Below are 19267 nucleotides of genomic sequence, written 5' to 3' on the forward strand. Positions count from 1 at the left end.
GAACGTCCAACTGTTTTTCGTCGCTGGAGGATGCATGAGCTCGCGGCTCTACTCCCTGGCCGTCGGCAACTTCGCCCTCGGCACCGGCATGTTCGTCACCGCCGGGCTGCTCCCGCCCATCTCGGCCGATCTCGGCGTCTCGCGCTCGGCCGCCGGACAGCTCATGACGGTCTTCGCCCTGGCGTACGCGGTGCTGTCACCCGTGCTCGCGGCCCTCACCGCGCGCCTGTCCCGCAAGCGGTTACTGCTGCTCGCCCTGGGCGTCTTCGTGGCCGGCAACGCGCTGACCGCGCTCGCGCCGACGTACCCGCTGGTCCTGGCCACGCGGGTGCTCGCCGCCGCGGGCGCGGCCATGTTCACCCCGACCGCGTCGGGGGTGGCCAGCGCGCTGAGCGCGCCCGAGCGGCGCGGGCGGGCGCTGGCGCTGGTGATAGGCGGCCTGAGTGTGTCCTCGGCGCTCGGCGTGCCGCTCGGCACCTGGCTGGGCGGGGCGGCCGGCTGGCGCGCCACGCTCTGGATGGTGACCGGGCTCGGCGTGGTGGGGCTGGCCTGGGTGGCCGCCTCGGTGCCCGAGGTCAGGATCGCCACGTCCGGGCGGCTGAAGGAGCGCTTCGCGCCGCTGGCGGAGGGGCGGGTGCTAGCCGTGCTGGCGACGCAGCTGCTGATGTTCGCGGCCGGGTTCACCGCCTACACCTACATCGGGTCGCTGTTCGACCTGCCGCTGACGGCCGTGTTGTGGGCGTGGGGGCTCGGCGGCGTCGCCGGCAACCAGCTCGGCGGGCGGCTCACCGACGTCTACGGCCCCCGCAGGATGATCCTCATCGGACTGGGCGCGTCCACCGTCTTCCTGGCCCTCATCCCGGTCGCCAACCTCGCCCTGCCCGTCGCGCTGGTCTGGGCGTTCCTGTGGGGCGCGCTCGGCTGGCTGGTGGCCCCGGCGCAGCAGTTCAGGACGGTGGCCGCGGTGCCGGACAACGTACCGATCGGGCTGGGCCTGCTGTCGTCCGCGCAGTACCTCGGGCTCTTCGTGGCGGGGCTCGCCGGCGGCGTGGCACTCGACCAGTACGGCCGGATCGGCGTCACCGCGCTGTCCGCCGCACTCGCCCTGACGGCCCTGCTGGTCACGCTGGCCACCTACCGCGAGCGGGCGGCGGCGGCGTCCCCGGCGGCCCCGGCCCCCCAGGAGGCCCCGGTCACGTAGGCCGGGACGCCGCCGCTCATCCCGCCGCCTGATCTTCTCACCCGCCCAGGGGAGGGCCGATCGTCCCGCAGGCGGACGACGGTGCGCGGGCCCCGCGCCTACCGTTCGCGCCATGTTCAAGAACCAGGTGACTTTCCGCCGCGTCGCGGCAGGCATCCTGCTGATCGTGGCCCCGCTGCTCCAGGCCGTCGCCGTCGTCGTCGATCCGGGCACCTGGGGCGACGACCGCGAGGCCGTCAGCTTCGGCGACAACCCGGCGCTCGCGCAGACCGAGTCGGCGCTCTACCACTGGAGCTGGCTGCTCATGGCCGTCGCGGCCTTCGGCCTGGTGCACCTCACCAGGCGCAGGGCCACCGTGCTCGGCCACCTCGCCGGCACGGCCACGGTGGTGGGCTACATCTCCACGTCGGCGCTGCTGATGAGCGACCCCGTCGAGTGGTGGCTGGGCCGCCACTACCCGCCCGAGCAGGCCCAGAAGATCCTCGACGAGATGCTGAACCTGCCCGGCGTGGTCATCGGTTTCCAGATGCCGTGGATCTTCTTCGCGCTGCTCGGCCTGCCGCTGCTGACCGTCGCCGTGTGGCGGACCGGCTTCGTCGGCTGGTGGGTGCCGCTGCTGGTGGTCATCGGCTACCTCGTGTCGTTCCCGGTGCCGTACGGGCCGGTGATGGTGGTCTTCTGGGCCCTGCCGGCCATCGCCCTCGGGTACACCGGCGTCAAGGTGCTCAGGATGGGCGACGCCGCCTGGGCCGCCTACTACCCGGCGCCGGTGCCCGCCCCCACCGTGGAGGGCGCGCCGGCCTGAGGGTCGAGCCAGCCCATGGCGACCGCGAAGAGGATGAACAGCCCCAGGAGGATCCGGTAGACCACGAAGCCGGTGAAGCGGTGGGTGCTGATGTAGCGCAGGAACCAGGCCACCGCCGCGTAGCCGACGACGAACGAGATGACCGTGGCCAGCAGGGTCGGCCCCCAGGCGGGGGCCGGCCCTTCGCCGATGTCCTTCAGCTCGAAGACGCCCGACGCCAGCACGGCCGGGATGGCCAGCAGGAACGAGTACTTCGCGGCGTCCTCGCGGCGGTAGTCGAGCAGCAGGCCGGCGGTGACGGTGCCGCCCGAGCGGGACACTCCGGGGATCAGCGCCAGCGACTGGGCGAAGCCGTAGACGACGGCGTGCGTGAAGCTGAGGTGCTTCTCCAGCGTCAGCTTGTTGCGGGCGGTGCGGTCGGCGAACCACAGGATGACCGCGAAGACGATCAGCGTCGTGCTGACCAGGCGCAGGTCACGGAAGACCGTCTCGATCTGGTCCTTCAGCAGCAGGCCGAGCACGCCGATGGGCAGCGTGCCGACGATGACGTACCAGCCCATGCGGGCCGCCCAGTGGCCGCGCAGCTCCTTGTTCCACAGGGATCTGGTCCAGGTGGAGATGATCTCCCAGATCTCGTTGCGGAAGTAGATGAGCACGGCGGTCTCCGTGCCGAGCTGGATGACCGCGGTGAACGCCGCTCCGGGGTCCGGCCAGTCGAGCAGGGCGGAGACCACCCGGATGTGGGCGCTGGAGGAGATCGGCAGGAACTCCGTGAGCCCCTGGACCAACCCCAAGATCACCGCTTCCAGCCAGCCGATCACGTGGACATCCTTCCAGCACGTGCGAAGTGACGAAGGCGAGGCTAGCGGAACCGGTGAGCGTTGGTGCGGGCGAAGCCGGCGAAGTCGTCGGCGTCCAGGAACGGCTCCGGTGCGCCGGCGGCCGGTCTTGCCGGTGCCGCCCAGAATCGGAATCGTCATGGGCCCAGGAAGCCGCCAGACCTGTAAGACTCTCCCTGCTTGAGAAGCGCGAAGGCATATGCGATCGTCTCACCCATGGATCAGCTCGCGGCGCTCCTGGACGGCCCGCGGGCCCGTGGCGCCTTCCTGCTGCGCTGCGTCCTCGACCCGCCGTGGTCCATCCGGGTGCAGGACGAGGCCCCGCTGTCGGTGACCGCGCTGGTGCGCGGCGAGGCGTGGGTGCTGCTCGGCGGCGCCGAGCCGGTACGCCTCGGGCCGGGCGAGGTCGCGGTCAACCGGGGCCCGGAGCCGTACGTGGTGGCCGACCGGCCGGGCACGGCGCCGCAGATCGTCATCCATCCCGGCCAGCGCTGCACCACGCTCGACGGCAGCGCCCTCCACCAGGCCATGGACCTGGGGGTGCGGACGTGGGGCAACGCCGCCGACGGCGGGACCGTGATGCTGACCGGCACGTACACGATGGAGGGCGAGGTCAGCAGGCGGCTGCTGGAGGCGCTGCCGCCGCTCGTCGTGCAGCCGGGCGGCCCGGTCATCACGCTGCTCGGCGCGGAGATCGTCAAGGACGAGCCGGGCCAGGAGGCGGTCCTGGACCGGCTGCTCGACCTGCTGCTCATCGCCGTGCTGCGCGGCTACTTCGCCACCCACGAGGCGCCCGCCTGGTACCGCGCGATGGGTGACCCGGTCGTGGGCAGGGCCCTGCGCATGCTGCACAACAACCCCGCCCACCCGTGGACGGTCGCCGCGCTGGCCGCCGAGGTCGGCGTCTCGCGGGCGTCGCTGGCCCGCCGCTTCACCGAGCTGGTCGGCGAGCCGCCGATGTCCTTCCTCACCGACTGGCGGCTGGCGCTCGCCGCCGACCTGCTGCGCGAGCCCGACGCCACGATCGGGTCGGTGGCCAGGAAGGTCGGCTACGGCAGTCCGTTCGCGCTGAGCGCGGCCTTCAAGCGGGTACGCGGCGTCAGCCCCCAGGAGTACCGGCGGCAGCCGGCCGGAGCCGTCGAGTGAAACCCCTGCTGCTGCTCGACGTGGACGGCGTGCTCAACCCGATGGGCCGGCCCACGGCCGGTTACCGGCGCTACCGCTGCACGATCGGGCGCGAGACGTACGTCGTGCACCTCAACCCCCGGCACGGCCCCCTCCTCCTCGACCTCGCCGTGTCCACCGGCGCCGAGCTGGTGTGGGCGACGACCTGGGAGCACCACGCCAACGAGTGGATCGCGCCGCGCATCGGCCTGCCCTCGCTGCCGGTCATCCCGGTCAACGCCGGGGCCGCGCCGGTGGGCGAGCACGGCGAGATGTTCAAGACCCCGAAGGTGGCCGCCTACGCGGGGCGGCGGCCGTTCGTCTGGTTCGACGATCAGGTGTGGGCCGAGGACGAGGAGTATCTCAGGGTCCATCAGGGTCTCGGCGATTTCCTGCTCGTGCACGTCGACCCCGCACACGGACTGACCAGCCGTCATCTGGGAATGGCACATGAGTGGCTGACCCTTACAGGGTTTTCTCAGGGTCCCTGACGGGAGTCCTTCGGTCTGCCCGTCCGTTTTGTTAGTAGATCGAGAAACGGAAGGAAGATCATGTATCGCTCACGAGAGCACCGGATCATCGCCGGCGTCTGCGGCGGCATCGCCGACAAGCTGGGGCTGCCCCCCACTCTGGTCCGGATCCTGTGGTTGCTCCTCTCCCTCATCCCCGGACCGCTGTGGGTCGTCTACGTCGCGATGTGGATCCTGGTCCCGCAGGAGCCGCAGGGATACCGCACCGTCTGATCAGCACCGTCTGATCAGCACCGTCTGATCAACGCGGCCGGGGGCCCAGCGCCGCCGCGAACCAGGCGGGGTCGTCGAGCCAGGGGAAGTGCCCGCCGCCCGGCTGCACCACGAACGTGACACGGGGGAACAGGCCGGCCAGCTCGGCCATCGCGGGGGGCGGCGCGGCGACGTCCGCCTCCCCGGCCAGCACGAGCACCGGCGCGTCGAGCCCTGCCAGGGCCTCGCGGGTGGCGGCGGGGTCGAAGGCGCCCTCGGCGCCGAACCCGGCCGCCGCCTCCCGGCCGGCCTGCCGCTCCCCGGCGGCGTGGTGGGCCCGCGCGGCCTCGTCCCAGCGCCCGTAGGTGAAGGGCACGATCAGCGAGCCGTCGCCCGGCAGGCCCCGGCCCGCCGTGACGCGCTCCAGCGCCGCGTACGCCTCGGCGAACCAGGGCTCGGCGGCGCGCGAGCGGGCGACCTCGCGGCGCGTCTCGCCGCCGATCTCGACGCCGGCCGCCCGGGTGCTGGGGGTGACCAGGACGAGGCGGGCGATCCGGTCGGGGTGGCGGGCCGCGTACAGGATCGCGAGGTTGGCGCCCGCGCAGTGCCCGAGCAGGTCCAGGCGGTCGAGGCCGAGGTGGGCGCGCAGCGCCTCCACGTCCGCGACCTGCCGGTCGCAGCGGTACGTGGCCGGATCGGCGGGCGTCGCCGACTCGCCGGTGCCGCGCAGGTCCAGCCGGACCACCCCGCGCAGCCCGCCGAGATCGCCCAGGTAGGCCGAGGCCCGCGGGCCGCCCGGCAGGCAGACCAGCGGCCGGTCGCCGCCCTCCCCGTGATAGGCGAGGACGGTCCCGTCGGGAGCGGAGAAGGCCGGCATGCCGGGCAGTCTTCCAGGTGTCCCGGCGCGCGGCCAGAGCGGCATATCCTCGAATGCATGAGGGCAAGGCCGCTGACACTCATCCAGGACGATCTCGTCGACTACGCCACGGCGATGGAGCGCATGACCGACCTCGTCGGGCAGCGCCAGCGGGACGAGCGCCCCGACACGCTCTGGCTGCTCAGCCACCCGTCGGTCTACACCGTGGGCCGCCGCACCCCGGCCGCCCACCTGCCCGACCCCTCGCGCGGCATCCCGGTCGTCGAGACCGGCCGCGGCGGGCAGCTCACCTACCACGGCCCGGGGCAGCTCGTCGGCTACCTCGTCGTCAAGCTCGCCGAGGGCGAGGGCATCGTCGACTACGTCCGCGAGGTGGAGCTGCGCCTGGTGGAGGCCCTGGGCAAGCTCGGGCTGCCGGCCGAGCGCCGCGACACCCCGCCGGGCTCGGAGCTGCTGACCGGCGTCTGGACGGTCGAGACCGGCCGCAAGATCATCTCCATCGGCATGCGGCAGAGCCGCGGCGTCACCAGCCACGGCTTCGCCCTCAACGTCGACGGCGACCTCGCCCCGTGGAACTGGGCGGTCGCCTGCGGCATGCCCGACGTGGACATGACGTCGCTCAAGCGCGAGCTGGGCACCGCCTCGATGGGCGAGGTCCGCGAGGCCGTCGCCGCGGCCTTCGAAGCCTCCTGAGATGCCCGCCTCGGCCGCGCGTTCCTTTGTGCCGGCACGTCAGACGGGTTCGGTCTCGTCCACGGTGCGGCGGGGGCCGGTGAACCAGTGGCGGGCCGAGAGCGTCCACCACAGGGCGATGAGGATCAGGACGACGCCCACCGCGATCGGCGCGTAGTTCACCGACGTCCAGGTGAAGCCCGGATCGCCCGGGACGCCTTCGGGGCTGAACGGCATGATGAAGTAGATCGACACCACGACGATCTCGGCGCAGGCGATCCAGCACAGCGCCTTGTACCTGCGGCCCAGCGTCCACGGCCCCGGCCGGAAGGCGTCGCCCATCCGCAGCCGGAGCCAGATGGGGATGAGGAAGGCCAGGTAGAGGCCGATGACGGCGATGGAGACGACGGCGTAGAAGGCGACCGGGGTGGTCAGGCCGGCGGGGGCGTAGAGGGCGGGCAGGGTGATCAGGGCGGCCACCACGCAGCCGGCCACGATGGCGTTCACGGGGGTGCGGTTGCGGTCCACCTTCGACCACAGCCGCCAGCCGGGCACGGCGCCGTCGCGGGAGAAGGCGTAGGTCATGCGGGACATCGAGGTCACGCAGCTCATGCCGCAGAAGAACTGGCCGATCGTGGAGATGGCGAAGACGGCCGTGGCGAGCGGCGAGGACAGGGCCGTCTCGAAGATGGCGCCGACGAAGCCCTTCTGCTCGTTGATCGCGTCCACGTGGGTGGCGGCGAACAGGAACGACAGCAGCAGGATCCAGCCGCCGATCGCCGAGTAGAAGATCGACTGCCACAGGCCGCGGGCGGCGGTCCTGGCGGCGCCCTGGGTCTCCTCGGAGACGTGGGCGCAGGCGTCGAAGCCGGTGATCGTGTACTGGGTGAGCAGGAAGCCGAGCGGCAGCACGTACAGCCAGAAGGTCGGGCCGCCGGAGCCGTCGCCGAAGCCGGAGGTGTTGTTGGTGCCGAAGAAGACGAACGACGCCGACTGGTGGTTCTCCGGGGCGAAGACCAGGATGGCGACGACGACGGCGGCGCCGGCGACGTGCCACCAGACGCTGACGTTCTGCAGCAGCGAGATCAGCTTGTGGCTGTAGATGTTGATCAGGGCGTGCAGGGCGAGGACGATCACGAACAGGAGGAACGCCTGCGGGAGGGTGCCCTCCCAGGCGCCGCCGGTCAGGCGGTTGAGGGTGATGTTGAGGAAGGTCGCGCAGCCGTAGTCGACGGAGGCGGTGACGGCGACGAGCCCGATGAGGTTGAGCCAGCCGGTGAACCAGCCGTGGATGGGCTTGCCCATCGTGGCGGCCCACCAGTAGATGCCGCCGGCCGTCGGGTACGCCGAGACCAGCTCGGACATGCAGAAGCCGATGATCAGGATGAACAGCGAGATCACCGGCCAGCCCCACGAGATGGCGATGGGGCCGCCGTTGTTCCAGGCCTGGCCGAAGGTCGTGAAGCAGCCGGCGAGGATCGAGATGATGGAGAAGGAGATGGCGAAGTTCGAGAATCCGCTCCAGGTGCGGGCCAGCTCTTGCCGGTAGCCGAGCTCGGCCAGCCGCCTGGAATCCTCGTCAGCGGTCATGAGGTCTCCCTGGGGGGCGCGGAGGACGCTCTATTTGGTCTACGTCTAGACCATTTCCCGCCGGGGGACAAGGCGTTACAGGCCAGTTTCCTCCTCGTCAGGCCGGAGCGACAGGGGCCCACGGCGTGTCGCGGGCCCCGCGATCGGTCATGTGCGGAAAGCGCGTCCGTCACGCGCCGACAGCGCCGTCACTTGCCGAAGACGTCCGTCGCCGCCTGGCAGAACGCCTTCAGGTCGTCCGGCTTGCGGCTGGTGACGAGGACGTTCGGGCCTTCGGCGTCCACCACGACCTCCTGGTCCACCCAGGTCGCCCCGGCGTTGCGCAGGTCGGTCCGGAGGCTGGGCCAGGACGTGAGCGTGCGCCCGCGCACCACGTCCGCCTCGATCAGGGTCCAGGGGGCGTGGCAGATGGCCGCGACCGGCTTGCCGGCGTCGAAGAAGGCGCGGGCGAACTGCACGGCCTTGGGCTGCATGCGCAGGAAGTCGGGGTTGGCCACGCCGCCGGGCAGGACGAGGCCGTCGAAGGACGCCGGGTCGGCGTTGTCCACCGTGTCGTCCACGGCGAAGGTGCCGGCCTTGTCCAGGTGGTTGAAGCCCTGGATCTGGCCGGAGTCGGTGGAGATCAGCTTGGGCTCGCCGCCCGCCTGCTTGACGGCCTTCCACGGCTCGGTGAGCTCCACCTGCTCCACTCCCTCGGGAGCGACGAGGAAGGCGATGGTCTTGCCGTTCAGCATGTGAACTCCCCTTCGGGTGGTGCGTTTCCTCCCCTCTATCCGGCTGTGTCGGATGTATGCGTCTTTACCCTAGGGGGGTATAGTGACGGCCATGACTGTGATGACATACCAGGTTGAGGGCATGACCTGCGGCCACTGCGTCAGGTCGGTGACCGAGGAGGTCGGCAAGGTTCCCGGCGTGAGCGGGGTCGAGGTGGATCTGGCCTCCGGGGCCGTGACCGTGACGAGCGCCGCGCCGCTCGACCGCACCGAGGTGGAGGCCGCCGTCAACGAGGCGGGCTACGAGCTGGCCGGCCGCGTCGAGCTGCTTCCTCAGGTGGACGGCGGCTCCTGCTGCGGCTCGGGCGGCTGCCACTGACGTGCGTACGCCCCGTGGGCGGCGCAGGCGGCCGCCGCGCCCACCGCGTACCAGAGCAGGTCGGGTGGGTTGAAGGTGCTGCCGAGCAGCGGCCGTAGCATCGCCGGGATCGGGCCGAGCTGGGCGAACTCGATCGCCCAGCTCAGCCCGGCCGACACCAGGGCCGCCGCCCACGGCCGGATGCGGGGGAGCGCGAGCACCGCCAGGGCGTAGATCAGCACGGTGTAGAGCGCGTCGCCGGCGTACTTGGGCACCGGGCCGTCCCACAGCAGCCGCACGCCGAGCCCGGCGGCGACGGTCAGGACGGCGGCGAGCGCCGCGAGCGCACGGGGCATTTGTTCACCGTAGCCCCGGAAGCACTGAAAATTTACACCGCCAAAGGATACGAAGATGAAACAATTTTCCGTGTCGCGTTGACACGTGGTCTCCGTATGGTGTGCCTTTCCATACACAGGAATCCCCGCCTGAAGGTGAGGCACTCATGAGGAAATGGCTCGCGCGCCTGGCAGCGCTGGGCGTGGCGGTGTTAGTGGCAGGTCAAGGCACCACGGCGGCCCTCGCCCAGGATCCGTCGGCGGGGAAGAAGGTCCTCAAGGTCGGCGCCACGCAGTCCATGGACTCGATGAACCCGTTCCTCGCGGTCCGCCTGGTCTCCACCTCCATCCACCGCTGGATGTACGGCTACCTCACGGTGCCCGATCCCAAGACCCTCCAGCCCAGCCCCGACCTGGCCGAGTCGTGGAGCGCCTCGCCCGACGGGCTCACCTGGACGTTCAAGATCCGCCAGGCCAAGTGGTCCGACGGCCAGCCGATCACGGCCGAGGACGCCGCCTGGACCTTCAACAAGATGATGACCGACGAGGCCGCCAAGACGGCGAACGGCCCGGCGGTGGAGAACTTCCAGAGCGTCACGGCCAACGGCCAGGACCTCGTCATCAAGCTCAAGTCGCCGCAGGCGTCCATCCTGGAGAACCCGACCCCGATCATGCCCAAGCATGTGTGGGAGTCGGTCACCGACCTGGCCAACTACGACGCCGAGAAGTACCCGTCGGTCAGCAGCGGCCCGTACGTCGCGGTCGAGCACAAGAAGGACCAGTACGTCAAGCTGCAGGCCAACCCCAACTACTGGCGGGGCAAGCCCAAGATCGACGAGCTGCAGGTCATCTTCTACGACAACCCGCAGGCCGCCATCGCCGGCCTGAAGAAGGGTGACATCGACCTGATCGGCCGGCTCAACCCGCCGGAGTTCGAGGCCATCCAGAACGACCCGAACATCGTGGCCTGGAACACCCAGGGCCGCCGGGCCGCGTACCTGCAGATCAACCACGGCGCCACCACCAGCGACGGCAAGCCGGTCGGCGACGGCCACCCGGCGCTGAAGGACCTCAAGGTCCGCCAGGCCCTGCACTACGCCATCGACAAGCAGAAGCTGGTCGACGAGGTCCAGAACGGCCTGGCCAAGCCCGCCGACGGCTCGATCGTGCCGCCGATGTACAAGGACTGGTTCTGGGAGGCCACCGGCGAGGAGAAGGTCACCTACGACCCGGCCAAGGCCAACCAGATCCTCGACGACGCCGGCTACAAGAAGGGCCCCGACGGCGTCCGCACGATGCCCGACGGCAAGCGCAAGCTGGAGTTCCGCTTCAGCATCCACACCGACACGCCGATCGAGGACAAGCTCGCCGAGTACCTGACCGGCTTCTTCAAGGCGATCGGCATCACGCTGACCACCAAGAAGCTCGACTCCAGCAAGTTCACCGAGGAGACCGGCACCACCGCCCTGTTCGACATCGCGATCAGCGGCTGGTCGGTCAACCCGGACCCGGAGGAGGTCCTGGCCACGCACCTGTGCAGCCGGCGGCCGGACCCGAACGGCCAGGGCGGCGGCACCGAGTCGTTCTTCTGCGACGACACCTTCGAGAAGCTCTACCAGGAGCAGCTCAAGGAGCTCGACCGGCCCAAGCGCATCGAGCTGGTCAAGCAGATGCAGGAGCGGCTCTACACGCAGGCGCCGATCATCGCCATCTACTACAACAACGACCTTGAGGGCTACCGCAAGGACAGGATCGCCAGCATCACCCCGATCCCCGAGGACAAGGGCCTGCTCTACGGCGGCAGCGGCTACTGGCCGTTCTACACCGTGGTCGTCAAGGACCCCGCGGCGGCCGGGGCGAGCGGCGGCGGCGGCTCCAACACCGGCCTCATCGCCGGGATCGTCGGTGCCGTGGTGGTGCTCGGCCTGGGTGCCTTCTTCCTGACCCGGCGGCGCAAGAGCACCGCAGACGAGCGCGAATGACCACACCTCTCGAATCAGCGGAGCCCGCCGTCCAGGCGGCGGGCCCCGCCGAGGAGCGCTCCGCCGGCCGTGGCACGCTGCGTTACGCGGCCGCCAAGGCCGGCGGGGCGCTGTTCAGCATCGCCATGGTGATCGTCGGGACGTTCTTCGTGTTCCGCCTGCTTCCCGGCGACCCCGTACGCAACCTCGCGCAGGGCCGCAACATGACCCCCGCGCAGCTCGACCTGGAGCGTCACCGGCTGGGCCTGGACAAGCCGCTGGTCGACCAGTTCTTCGACTTCGTCGGCAAGACCCTCCGGCTCGACCTCGGCACCTCCTACGAGTACAAGCGGCCGGTGCTCGACCTCATCGGCGAGCGCTTCGGCCCGACGCTGCTGCTGGCCGGCACCGGCCTGGTCATCGCGGTCAGCCTCGGCATCTGGCAGGGCACGCGGGCCGGGTGGCAGCGCGGCAGCGGCTTCGACCGCTTCTCCACCGGCACGTCGCTGGTGTTGTGGTCGGTGCCCACGTTCTGGCTCGGGCTGCTGCTCATGATGGTGTTCGGCGTGGGCATCGGGCCGATCCCGGGGCTGCTGCCCTTCCGCGGCATCGAGAGCGTGGACGCGCCGGACGGGTTCGCGTACGTGCTGGACGTGGCCGCGCACATGGTGCTGCCCTGCCTGACGCTGGTCGCCGTCGTCTACGCCCAGTACCTGCTGGTCATGCGCTCGTCGTTGCTGGAGGAGGTCGGGCAGGACTACGTCACCGTGGCCCGCGCCAAGGGGCTGCGCGACGACGAGGTGCGGCGGCGGCACGCCGTGCCCAACGCGCTGCTGCCGACGGTGACGCTGGTGTTCATGCGGATCGGGTTCGTGGTCGGCGGCGCGGTCACCGTCGAGACGATCTACACCTGGCCCGGGCTCGGGCAGTTGTTCTACGAGGCGGTGCGGGTGCCCGACTTCACGCTCATGCAGGGCACGTTCATGCTGATCACGGTGGCGGTGATCATCATGAACACGCTGGCGGACGTGGTCTACCACCTGCTCGACCCGAGGGTGAGGTCGGCATGACGAGTCTCGCCGCCACGCGCAGGCGCCTCGCGCTGCGCCGCTTCTGGGCGGAGTTCCGCGCCCACCGGGCCGGGCTGGCCGGAGCGGTCGTGCTCCTGGTCGCCGTGGTGCTCGCGCTGGTCGCGCCGCTGTTCATCAGCCAGGACGTGACCAGCGTCGTCCAGGGCACCGGGGCGAAGTGGGCGGCGCCGAGCCTCGCCGAGCCCTTCGGCACCGACGAGTCCGGCCGCTCGATCCTGCTCATGGTGTGGTGGGGCTCGCGCACGTCATTGTTCATCGGCTTCCTCGCCGCGCTGCTCAGCATCGTGATCGGCGCGGTCGTCGGGATCGCGGCCGGCCACTTCCGCGGCTGGACCAACGCCGTGCTCATGCGGCTCACCGACTGGTTCCTGGTGCTGCCGTCGCTGATCACGGCGCTGGTGCTGGCGGCCATCCTGGGCGGCAGCACGTTCACCATCATCATGGCGATCGCGATCACCACGTGGCCGTCCACCGCCCGCCTGATCAGGGCGCAGACGCTGGCCGTCGAGGCGCGGCCCTACATCGAGCGCTCCAGGGCGCTCGGCGGCGGGCACTGGCACATCACCACCCGGCACGTCCTGCCGAACGTGGCGCCGCTGCTGCTGGCCAGCACCACGCTGGAGGTGGCCAGCGCCATCGTCACGGAGTCCACCCTCGCCTTCCTCGGCGTCAGCGCCAACAAGACCTCGTGGGGCACCATGCTGCGCGCCTCCTACGACTACGGGGCCGCCACCCAGGGCGCGTGGTGGTACATCATCATCCCCGGTCTGGCCATCCTCGTGGTGGTCATGGCGTTCACCCTGGTGGGGCGGGCGCTGGAGGCCGTGCTCAACCCTCAGCTCAGGAGGAAGGCGTGAGTCTCCTCGAACTCGACGACGTGTCGGTGACGTACCGGATCGCCGCGGGCGAGGTGCCCGCGGTGCGCGGTGTGTCGCTGACCCTCGGCTCCGGAGCGGCACTCGGAGTCGCCGGCGAGTCGGGATCCGGCAAGTCGACGCTGGCCATGGCGCTGCTCAGGCTCCTGCCCCGGGACGCGCGCGTGGACGGCCGGATCCTGCTCGACGGCGAGGACGTCCTCGCCATGAAGTGGGGCAGGCTGCGGGCGGTGCGCTGGGCGGCGGCCTCGATCGTGTTCCAGGGCGCCCAGCACGGGCTCAACCCGGTGCGCAGGATCGGGGAGCAGATCGCCGAGCCGCTGCTCGTCCACGGCCTGGCCAAGCCGGACGCCGCCCGCGCGCGCGTGGCCGAGCTGCTCGAACAGGTCGGCCTGCCGGCCTGGCGGGCGCGCAGCTACCCGCACGAGCTGTCCGGCGGCCAGCGGCAGCGCGTGATGATCGCGATGGCGCTGGCCTGCTCGCCGCGCCTGATCATCGCCGACGAGCCGACCACCGCGCTCGACGTGATGGTCCAGGCCCAGGTCCTGACGCTGATCAAGGAGCTGGTCGCCGAGCACGGCATCTCGCTGATCATGATCTCGCACGACCTGTCGGTGCTCGCCGACGTCTGCGACCGGCTCGCGGTCATGTACGCCGGCCGCGTCGTCGAGCACGGCCCCTCCGCGCAGGTGTTCCACGACCCCCGGCATCCCTACAGCCGGGCGCTGGCGGCGGCGTTCCCGACCGTGGGCGATCCCGCCTCGCGCATGGCGCCCAAGGGGCTCGGCGGCGACCCGCCCGACCCCATGCAGCTCCCGACCGGCTGCCCCTTCCACCCGCGCTGCCCGGTCGCGCTGCCGGAGTGCCCCACCCTGGACGTGGAGCTGTGGCCGGCCGGGCCCGGGCGGAGCGCGGCCTGCGTGCACGTACGGGCGAAGGAGGAGGCCTCATGACCGAGACGCAGACCCCCGCCGAGGCGGTCGAGACCTCGCGGCCCACCCTGCTGGAGGCCCGCGACCTGCACGTGGAGTTCTCCTCCAGGGGCCGCAGGGCGCGGGCGGTGGACGGCGTGAACCTGGCCATCGGCAAGGGCGAGATCGTCGCGCTGGTCGGCGAGTCGGGCTGCGGCAAGACCACGCTCGCCCGCACCCTGCTCGGCCTGGAACGCCCCACCTCCGGCGAGGTCCGCTTCGACGGCGCCGCCCTGGACTACCGCTCCCGGGCGCTCAAGACCTACCGCAGGCAGGTCCAGCTCATCCTCCAGGACCCGATGGGCTCGCTCAACCCCCGGCACACCGTGTACGAGGCCGTCGCCGAGGGCCCGCGCATCCACGGCATGCAGGACGAGCGGGACGTCGTGGCCACCGCCCTGTCCCGGGCCGGGCTCCGGCCGCCGGAGCGGTTCTTCCTGCGTTACCCGCACGAGCTGTCGGGCGGGCAGCGGCAGCGCGTCGTCATCGCGGGCGCCCTCGCGCTCGACCCGAAGGTGCTGATCGCCGACGAGCCGGTGGCCTCGCTGGACGCCTCGGTACGCGGCGAGATCCTGGCCCTGCTGCTGCGGCTGCGGGCCGAGCTGGGCCTGTCGGCGCTGGTCGTCACGCACGACCTCGGGCTGGCCTGGAACATCGCCGACCGGGTGGCGGTGATGTACCTCGGCCGCATCGTCGAGTCGGGGCCGGTCGAGCAGGTGCTGACCGCGCCGCGGCACCCGTACACGCAGGCCCTGCTGTCGGTGCTGCCGGAGTCGCCCGAGCGGGTGGTGCTGACCGGCGAGCCGCCGGACCCGACCCGCATCCCCGGCGGGTGCCGCTTCCACGCCCGCTGCCAGGTGCTCGCCTCCGGGCGGGCGGCCGAGGCCGGGGTGGACGGCAGGTGCCGCGCCGAGCCGCTGGCCGTCCTGCCCGCCGTTCCGCGGGCCCAGGCGGCCTGCTACTACGCCGAGGTGGCCGAGCAGGGGGGCTAGGCGCTAGGCCAGGTCCGCGTCATGGACCAGGATGGCCGCCTGCACCCGGTTGGCCAGGCCCAGCTTGGCCAGCACGCGGCTGACGTGCGCCTTCACCGTGGCCTCCGACAGGCGCAGCTCGCGGCCGATCTCGGCGTTGGACAGGCCGCGGGCCAGGGCCCTGATCACGTCCTCCTCGCGGCCGGTGAGCGCGGCGAGGCGGCGGCGGGCGGTCTCGGCGCGGGACGGGGCGCGGTCGGCGTAGGAGGCGATCAGGCGCCTGGTGACCGAGGGGGAGAGCATGGCCTGGCCGGCCGCGACCGTGCGGACGGCGGCGGCCAGCTCCCTCGGCGGGGTGTCCTTGAGCAGGAAGCCGACCGCGCCGAGGCGCAACGCCTCGTGGACGTACTCGTCGAGGTCGAACGTCGTCAGCATGACCAGCTTGGGCCCGCCGGGCGCGGCGAGCAGGCGGGCGGCGGCGCTCAGGCCGTCGGTGCCCGGCATGCGCACGTCCATCAGCACCACCTCGGGCCGCAGGCGCTCCGCCGCCGAGACCGCCTCGGCGCCGTCGCGGGCCTCGCCGACCACCGCGATGTCGCCCGCCGCCTCCAGGATCAGCCGCAGCCCGGAGCGCACCAGCTCCTCGTCGTCGGCCACCAGGACCCTGATCACGCGGGGATCACCGCCGCCACCAGGAAGCCGCCGCCGTCCTGGGCGCTGGTCCGCAGCGTGCCGCCGAGCAGCTCCACGCGCTCGCGCAGCCCCACCAGCCCCCAGCCCGCGCCGGGCAGCCCGCCGGGCGGCGAGGCCGGCGCCCGGTTGCGCACCTCGACCTCCAGCGCCCCCGGCCGGTAACGCAGCCGCACGTCGGTGCGGGCGTCCGCGGCGTGCTTGTGCACGTTGGTCAGCGCCTCCTGCACCACCCGGTACGCGGTCCGCTCGACGGCCGGCCGCACCGCCCGCGCCGGGCCCTCGTCGTGCCGGACGACCTCGATGCCGAGGGCCCGCGACTGGTCGAGCAGCCGGTCGAGGTCGGCGAGCGTGGGCGGTGGCGCGACCGCCGACGCGCCGCCCCCGGCGGGCTCGGGGGCGCGCAGCACGCCGAGCACGTCACGCAGGTTGGCCAGCGCCTCGCGGCCGATGCCGCCGATCAGCGCGGCGGCCCGCGCCGCCTCCTCGTCGGAGGTGCGCACCTCCAGCGCCCCGGCGTGCAGCACGATCAGCGAGACCCGGTGGGCGACCACGTCGTGCATCTCCCTGGCGATCCTGGCCCGCTCCTGCGCCCTGGCCTGCTCGGCCCGCGCGACCTGCTCGCGCTCGGCCCGCCGCCGCACCTCGCGCCTGGCCCGCTCCCACCGGCCGAGCGCGAACGGCAGCCCGACCACCGCCAGCGCCATGAGCAGCGCGTTGCCGGGGGCGGCGGCCATGAGCTCGTGCGGGCCACCCCGCCAGGTGCCGACCAGCGCGGACGCTCCGCACACGGCCGCGCAGCCGCCCAGGTAGGCGGCGGCGTCCCGGCCCCGCGCCAGGTCGCGGCCCGCGTGGTAGGAGGCGGCCAGCAGCGGCGGCCACAGCAGGAGCCAGGCGTAGCCGGCGGCGCCCACGACCGCCAGCGGCCACCAGGACCGCCGCGTCCACCAGGCGGCCAGCCCGCCCGCCGCGGCGACCGCGACCGCCACCGGCAGCGGCAGGCCCGCCGGCGCCCCCGCCTGCCCTTGCAGGACCAGCAACGAGGGCACGAACACGCCGGCGCCGAGCAGAACGAACCGCATGCCCCTCAGCGTACGGGTCCGGCCGGAAAGGGCTTTACGACGAAAGTAGTAACCGCCGGCCGACGATCAGGGGGGACGCCGGGACGGCCGGCGCCGCCAGCCTGGGATCCATGCTGAAGACCCTGACCGCCCTGTCCCTGCTCGCCCTTCCCCCGCAGGCGGACCTCGCCCTGCCGGAGCCCACGGGCCCGCTGCCCGTCGGCACCGCCGACCTGCGTCTCGTGGACCACGACCGCCCCGACCCGTGGAACCCGGAGGCGGGCGAGCGCGAGCTGATGGTCACCCTCTGGTATCCGGCCCGGCGCGACAACGGCGCGCGGAGGCCCTACCTGACCCCGCAGGAGTCGGCGGCGGTCCTCGCCCCCTACCGCGACCTCGACCCCGGCGCCCTCACCCGGGTCGGGACGCACGCCGGGCGGGACGCCCCCGCCCGCGCGGGCCGCCGGCCGCTGGTCGTCCTGTCCCCGGGGTTCAGCTTCCCGCGCGCCACCCTGACCTCGCTCGGCGAGGACCTGGCCAGCCGCGGCTACCTGGTCGCGGCCGTGGAGCACACCTACGAGTCGGTCGCCACCACCTTCCCCGACGGCCGCACCACCACGTGCCTGGCCTGCGCCCAGAAGCCGGACGGCGCGAAGGTGGCGGCGGGCCGGGTGGCGGACGTGCGCTTCGTCCTGGACGAGCTGACCAAGGGGGCCTGGGGCCGGTCGATCGACCGCTCCAGGATCGCGATGGCCGGTCACTCGATGGGCGGCAACAGCGCCGCCCTCGCCCTGGCCACGGACCGGCGCCTCAAGGCCGGGGCCAACCTGGACGGCACCTTCACCCCGCCGGTCGAGCGCCTCGACCGGCCGTTCCTGCTGGTCGGCACGCCCAAGCTGCACGCGTGGGACGGCACCGACGACTCCTGGAAGAAGTCCTGGCCCCACCTGAAGGGGCCGAAGAAGTGGATCACGGTCGCCGGGACCGACCACTCCGCCTTCGTGGACTACGCGGTGCTGCGGCCCCGGCTCGGCCTGCCCGCGCAGGAGCTCGACGGCTCGCGGGCGCTGCGGATCACCCGCGACCACCTCGCCGCCTTCCTCGACCTGCACCTGCGGGGGAAGCGCACGCCGGTCGCCGACTTCCCCGAGGTGGCCGATCAGGGCAGGTAGTCCTTGAGCGTGATCGCGTTCGCCGCGCGGTGGATCGGGCCGGCCACCCGCTCCACCATGCGGTCGCGGCCCGGCAGGTGGGGGAGCAGGCGGATCATCCGGAGCTGGAACCACAGGGCGAGCCGCGACGGGACCACCATGCCCTTGAGGTTGGCGTCGGCCAGCGCCTGGTTGGCCGCCACGAAGTCGCGCAGCTCCCGCTCGTAGCCCTCCGGCCCGCGGCCCGCGGCCAGCTCGCCGGCCAGCACGTACGCCCCCACGATCGCCAGGCTGGTGCCCTGCCCCGAGGCGGGGGAGGCGCAGTACGCGGCGTCGCCGAGCAGCACGGCCCGCCCCTTCGACCAGCGTTCCATCCGGATCTGGCAGACCGCGTCGAAGTAGAAGTCGCCGGCCTCGCGCACGGCGTCGAGCAGTCGCGGGACCTGCCATCCCATCCCGGACATGGCCCGGGCCAGCAGTTCCTTCTGCCGCCCCACGTCCCGGTGGTCGTAGGCGAGGGGCGGGGAGGACCAGAAGAAGGCCGCCTTGGCGCCGGGGTCGTGCCGGGTGCTGTAGACGTTCGCGGTGCGGCCGGGCGCGGCGTGCACGGCCTCCTCGCGGTCCAGGCCGAGCAGGTCGGGCACCGAGCAGATCGACAGGTAGTGGCCCAGGTGGCGCACGAAGCGCTCCTCGGGGCCGAACACCAGCCCGCGCACGTTGGAGTGCACCCCGTCGGCCCCGACCACCAGGTCGAAGCGGCGCGGGCCGGAGCGCTCGAAGGTCACCGTGCCGTCGTCGGCGATGGCGGTGATCGAGTCGTCGAAGACGTACTCGACCTCGTCGCGGGTCAGCTCGTACAGCAGGGCGTTGAGGTCGCCGCGCATGATCTCGGCGTCGTCGCCGGTGCGGCCGCCGAACAGGTCGGCGTCCATGGTCGCGACCGGCCGGCCGGCGGCGTCGTAGTGGGTGGCGACGCGCATGCCGGTGCCGCGGGCGCGGATCGCGTCCATGAGGCCCATGCGCTCGACGACCCGCAGGGCCGCGCCGCGGATGTCCACCTTGTAGCCGCCCTCGCGGACGGCGGGGGCCCGCTCCACCACCGTGACCGCGAAGCCGTGCCGGTGCAGCCAGTAGGCGGCGGACGTGCCGGCGATGCTCGCGCCGGAGATGAGGATGTTCGTCACACCGCAGACGGTACATATGTCTAAGACACTTGTCTA

21 protein-coding genes are annotated in these 19267 nt (G+C 72.2%); 13 read left to right on the top strand and 8 right to left on the bottom strand.

Features of this window, described 5'->3' with window-relative positions; all coding sequences use genetic code 11:
• The first annotated feature begins 34 nt into the window (after positions 1 to 34).
• Complete coding sequence (locus AB0H75_RS36865) at positions 35 to 1201, top strand: MFS transporter (RefSeq protein ID WP_367804285.1); 1167 nt, start codon at positions 35 to 37, stop codon at positions 1199 to 1201.
• A 112-nt stretch (positions 1202 to 1313) separates the two neighbouring features.
• On the top strand, positions 1314 to 2006 hold the full coding sequence (locus AB0H75_RS36870; protein WP_367804286.1) for a hypothetical protein: 693 nt from the start codon (positions 1314 to 1316) through the stop codon (positions 2004 to 2006).
• Here the strand turns inward: AB0H75_RS36870 and AB0H75_RS36875 are convergent.
• On the bottom strand, positions 1958 to 2827 hold the full coding sequence (locus AB0H75_RS36875; protein ID WP_367804287.1) for an undecaprenyl-diphosphate phosphatase: 870 nt from the start codon (positions 2825 to 2827) through the stop codon (positions 1958 to 1960). The two genes, AB0H75_RS36870 and AB0H75_RS36875, sit on opposite strands and share 49 nt — an antisense overlap.
• A gap of 234 nt (positions 2828 to 3061) precedes the next feature.
• Here AB0H75_RS36875 and AB0H75_RS36880 point away from each other — a divergent pair, with 234 nt between their 5' ends.
• The 3 genes from AB0H75_RS36880 to AB0H75_RS36890 are packed head-to-tail and all read left to right on the top strand — an operon-like array spanning position 3062 to position 4752.
• On the top strand, positions 3062 to 3991 hold the full coding sequence (locus AB0H75_RS36880) for an AraC family transcriptional regulator (RefSeq protein ID WP_367804288.1): 930 nt from the start codon (positions 3062 to 3064) through the stop codon (positions 3989 to 3991).
• Positions 3988 to 4500, top strand: a complete 513-nt coding sequence (locus AB0H75_RS36885; protein ID WP_367804289.1) for an HAD domain-containing protein — start codon at positions 3988 to 3990, stop codon at positions 4498 to 4500. Before AB0H75_RS36880 ends, AB0H75_RS36885 begins: the two co-directional genes overlap by 4 nt.
• A 60-nt stretch (positions 4501 to 4560) precedes the next feature.
• A complete protein-coding gene (locus AB0H75_RS36890; RefSeq protein WP_367804290.1) occupies positions 4561 to 4752 on the top strand; it encodes a PspC domain-containing protein in 192 nt (63 codons plus the stop codon).
• Between the two features lie 28 nt (positions 4753 to 4780).
• Here AB0H75_RS36890 and AB0H75_RS36895 read toward each other — a convergent pair whose 3' ends face one another.
• Complete coding sequence (locus AB0H75_RS36895; protein WP_367804291.1) at positions 4781 to 5608, bottom strand: alpha/beta fold hydrolase; 828 nt, start codon at positions 5606 to 5608, stop codon at positions 4781 to 4783.
• Positions 5609 to 5665: 57 nt separating this feature from the next.
• Here AB0H75_RS36895 and lipB point away from each other — a divergent pair, with 57 nt between their 5' ends.
• Positions 5666 to 6301: a lipoyl(octanoyl) transferase LipB gene (gene lipB / locus AB0H75_RS36900; protein WP_367804292.1), complete on the top strand. Its 636-nt coding sequence runs from the start codon at positions 5666 to 5668 to the stop codon at positions 6299 to 6301.
• 39 nt (positions 6302 to 6340) lie between these two features.
• Here lipB and AB0H75_RS36905 read toward each other — a convergent pair whose 3' ends face one another.
• A complete protein-coding gene (locus AB0H75_RS36905; protein ID WP_367804293.1) occupies positions 6341 to 7870 on the bottom strand; it encodes an amino acid permease in 1530 nt (509 codons plus the stop codon).
• A 188-nt stretch (positions 7871 to 8058) separates the two neighbouring features.
• Complete coding sequence (locus tag AB0H75_RS36910) at positions 8059 to 8604, bottom strand: type 1 glutamine amidotransferase domain-containing protein (RefSeq protein ID WP_367804294.1); 546 nt, start codon at positions 8602 to 8604, stop codon at positions 8059 to 8061.
• 91 nt (positions 8605 to 8695) lie between these two features.
• On the opposite strand from AB0H75_RS36910, the gene AB0H75_RS36915 reads away from it, so the two are divergent.
• Entirely contained in the window at positions 8696 to 8962 is a 267-nt protein-coding gene (locus AB0H75_RS36915) for a heavy-metal-associated domain-containing protein (protein WP_367804295.1), read from the top strand.
• On the opposite strand, the gene AB0H75_RS36920 is transcribed toward AB0H75_RS36915, so the two are convergent.
• The gene (locus AB0H75_RS36920; protein WP_367804296.1) at positions 8917 to 9297 is read right to left on the bottom strand and encodes a DUF2809 domain-containing protein; all 381 of its coding nucleotides are present in this window, start codon (positions 9295 to 9297) and stop codon (positions 8917 to 8919) included. The genes AB0H75_RS36915 and AB0H75_RS36920 overlap by 46 nt on opposite strands.
• A gap of 146 nt (positions 9298 to 9443) precedes the next feature.
• Between AB0H75_RS36920 and AB0H75_RS36925 the strand changes: the two genes are divergently transcribed.
• From AB0H75_RS36925 to AB0H75_RS36945, 5 genes are read left to right on the top strand one after another with little or no spacing between them, the layout of a single operon-like run.
• Complete coding sequence (locus AB0H75_RS36925; RefSeq protein WP_367804297.1) at positions 9444 to 11258, top strand: ABC transporter substrate-binding protein; 1815 nt, start codon at positions 9444 to 9446, stop codon at positions 11256 to 11258.
• Complete coding sequence (locus tag AB0H75_RS36930; protein WP_367804298.1) at positions 11255 to 12307, top strand: ABC transporter permease; 1053 nt, start codon at positions 11255 to 11257, stop codon at positions 12305 to 12307. The genes AB0H75_RS36925 and AB0H75_RS36930 overlap by 4 nt, the downstream gene beginning before the upstream one ends.
• A complete protein-coding gene (locus AB0H75_RS36935; RefSeq protein WP_367804299.1) occupies positions 12304 to 13185 on the top strand; it encodes an ABC transporter permease in 882 nt (293 codons plus the stop codon). Before AB0H75_RS36930 ends, AB0H75_RS36935 begins: the two co-directional genes overlap by 4 nt.
• Entirely contained in the window at positions 13182 to 14156 is a 975-nt protein-coding gene (locus tag AB0H75_RS36940) for an ABC transporter ATP-binding protein (RefSeq protein WP_367804300.1), read from the top strand. Before AB0H75_RS36935 ends, AB0H75_RS36940 begins: the two co-directional genes overlap by 4 nt.
• Positions 14153 to 15166 (top strand): ABC transporter ATP-binding protein, encoded by a 1014-nt coding sequence (locus tag AB0H75_RS36945; RefSeq protein WP_367804301.1) that lies wholly within the window; start codon positions 14153 to 14155, stop codon positions 15164 to 15166. Before AB0H75_RS36940 ends, AB0H75_RS36945 begins: the two co-directional genes overlap by 4 nt.
• Positions 15167 to 15169: 3 nt before the next feature.
• Here the strand turns inward: AB0H75_RS36945 and AB0H75_RS36950 are convergent, their stop codons facing one another.
• Together AB0H75_RS36950 and AB0H75_RS36955 are read right to left on the bottom strand one after the other, a co-directional pair.
• Positions 15170 to 15817 (bottom strand): response regulator, encoded by a 648-nt coding sequence (locus tag AB0H75_RS36950; protein WP_367804302.1) that lies wholly within the window; start codon positions 15815 to 15817, stop codon positions 15170 to 15172.
• On the bottom strand, positions 15814 to 16917 hold the full coding sequence (locus tag AB0H75_RS36955; protein WP_367804303.1) for a sensor histidine kinase: 1104 nt from the start codon (positions 16915 to 16917) through the stop codon (positions 15814 to 15816). The genes AB0H75_RS36950 and AB0H75_RS36955 overlap by 4 nt, the downstream gene beginning before the upstream one ends.
• Positions 16918 to 17027: 110 nt before the next feature.
• Here AB0H75_RS36955 and AB0H75_RS36960 point away from each other — a divergent pair, with 110 nt between their 5' ends.
• The gene (locus AB0H75_RS36960) at positions 17028 to 18068 is read left to right on the top strand and encodes an alpha/beta hydrolase family protein (RefSeq protein ID WP_367804304.1); all 1041 of its coding nucleotides are present in this window, start codon (positions 17028 to 17030) and stop codon (positions 18066 to 18068) included.
• On the opposite strand, the gene AB0H75_RS36965 is transcribed toward AB0H75_RS36960, so the two are convergent.
• The gene (locus AB0H75_RS36965) at positions 18056 to 19231 is read right to left on the bottom strand and encodes an FAD-dependent monooxygenase (protein WP_367804305.1); all 1176 of its coding nucleotides are present in this window, start codon (positions 19229 to 19231) and stop codon (positions 18056 to 18058) included. The two genes, AB0H75_RS36960 and AB0H75_RS36965, sit on opposite strands and share 13 nt — an antisense overlap.
• Between the last annotated feature and the right edge of the window lie 36 nt (positions 19232 to 19267).

The organism is Nonomuraea sp. NPDC050783, from assembly GCF_040802095.1.
In the GTDB taxonomy this organism is placed as follows: Bacteria; Actinomycetota; Actinomycetes; order Streptosporangiales; family Streptosporangiaceae; genus Nonomuraea.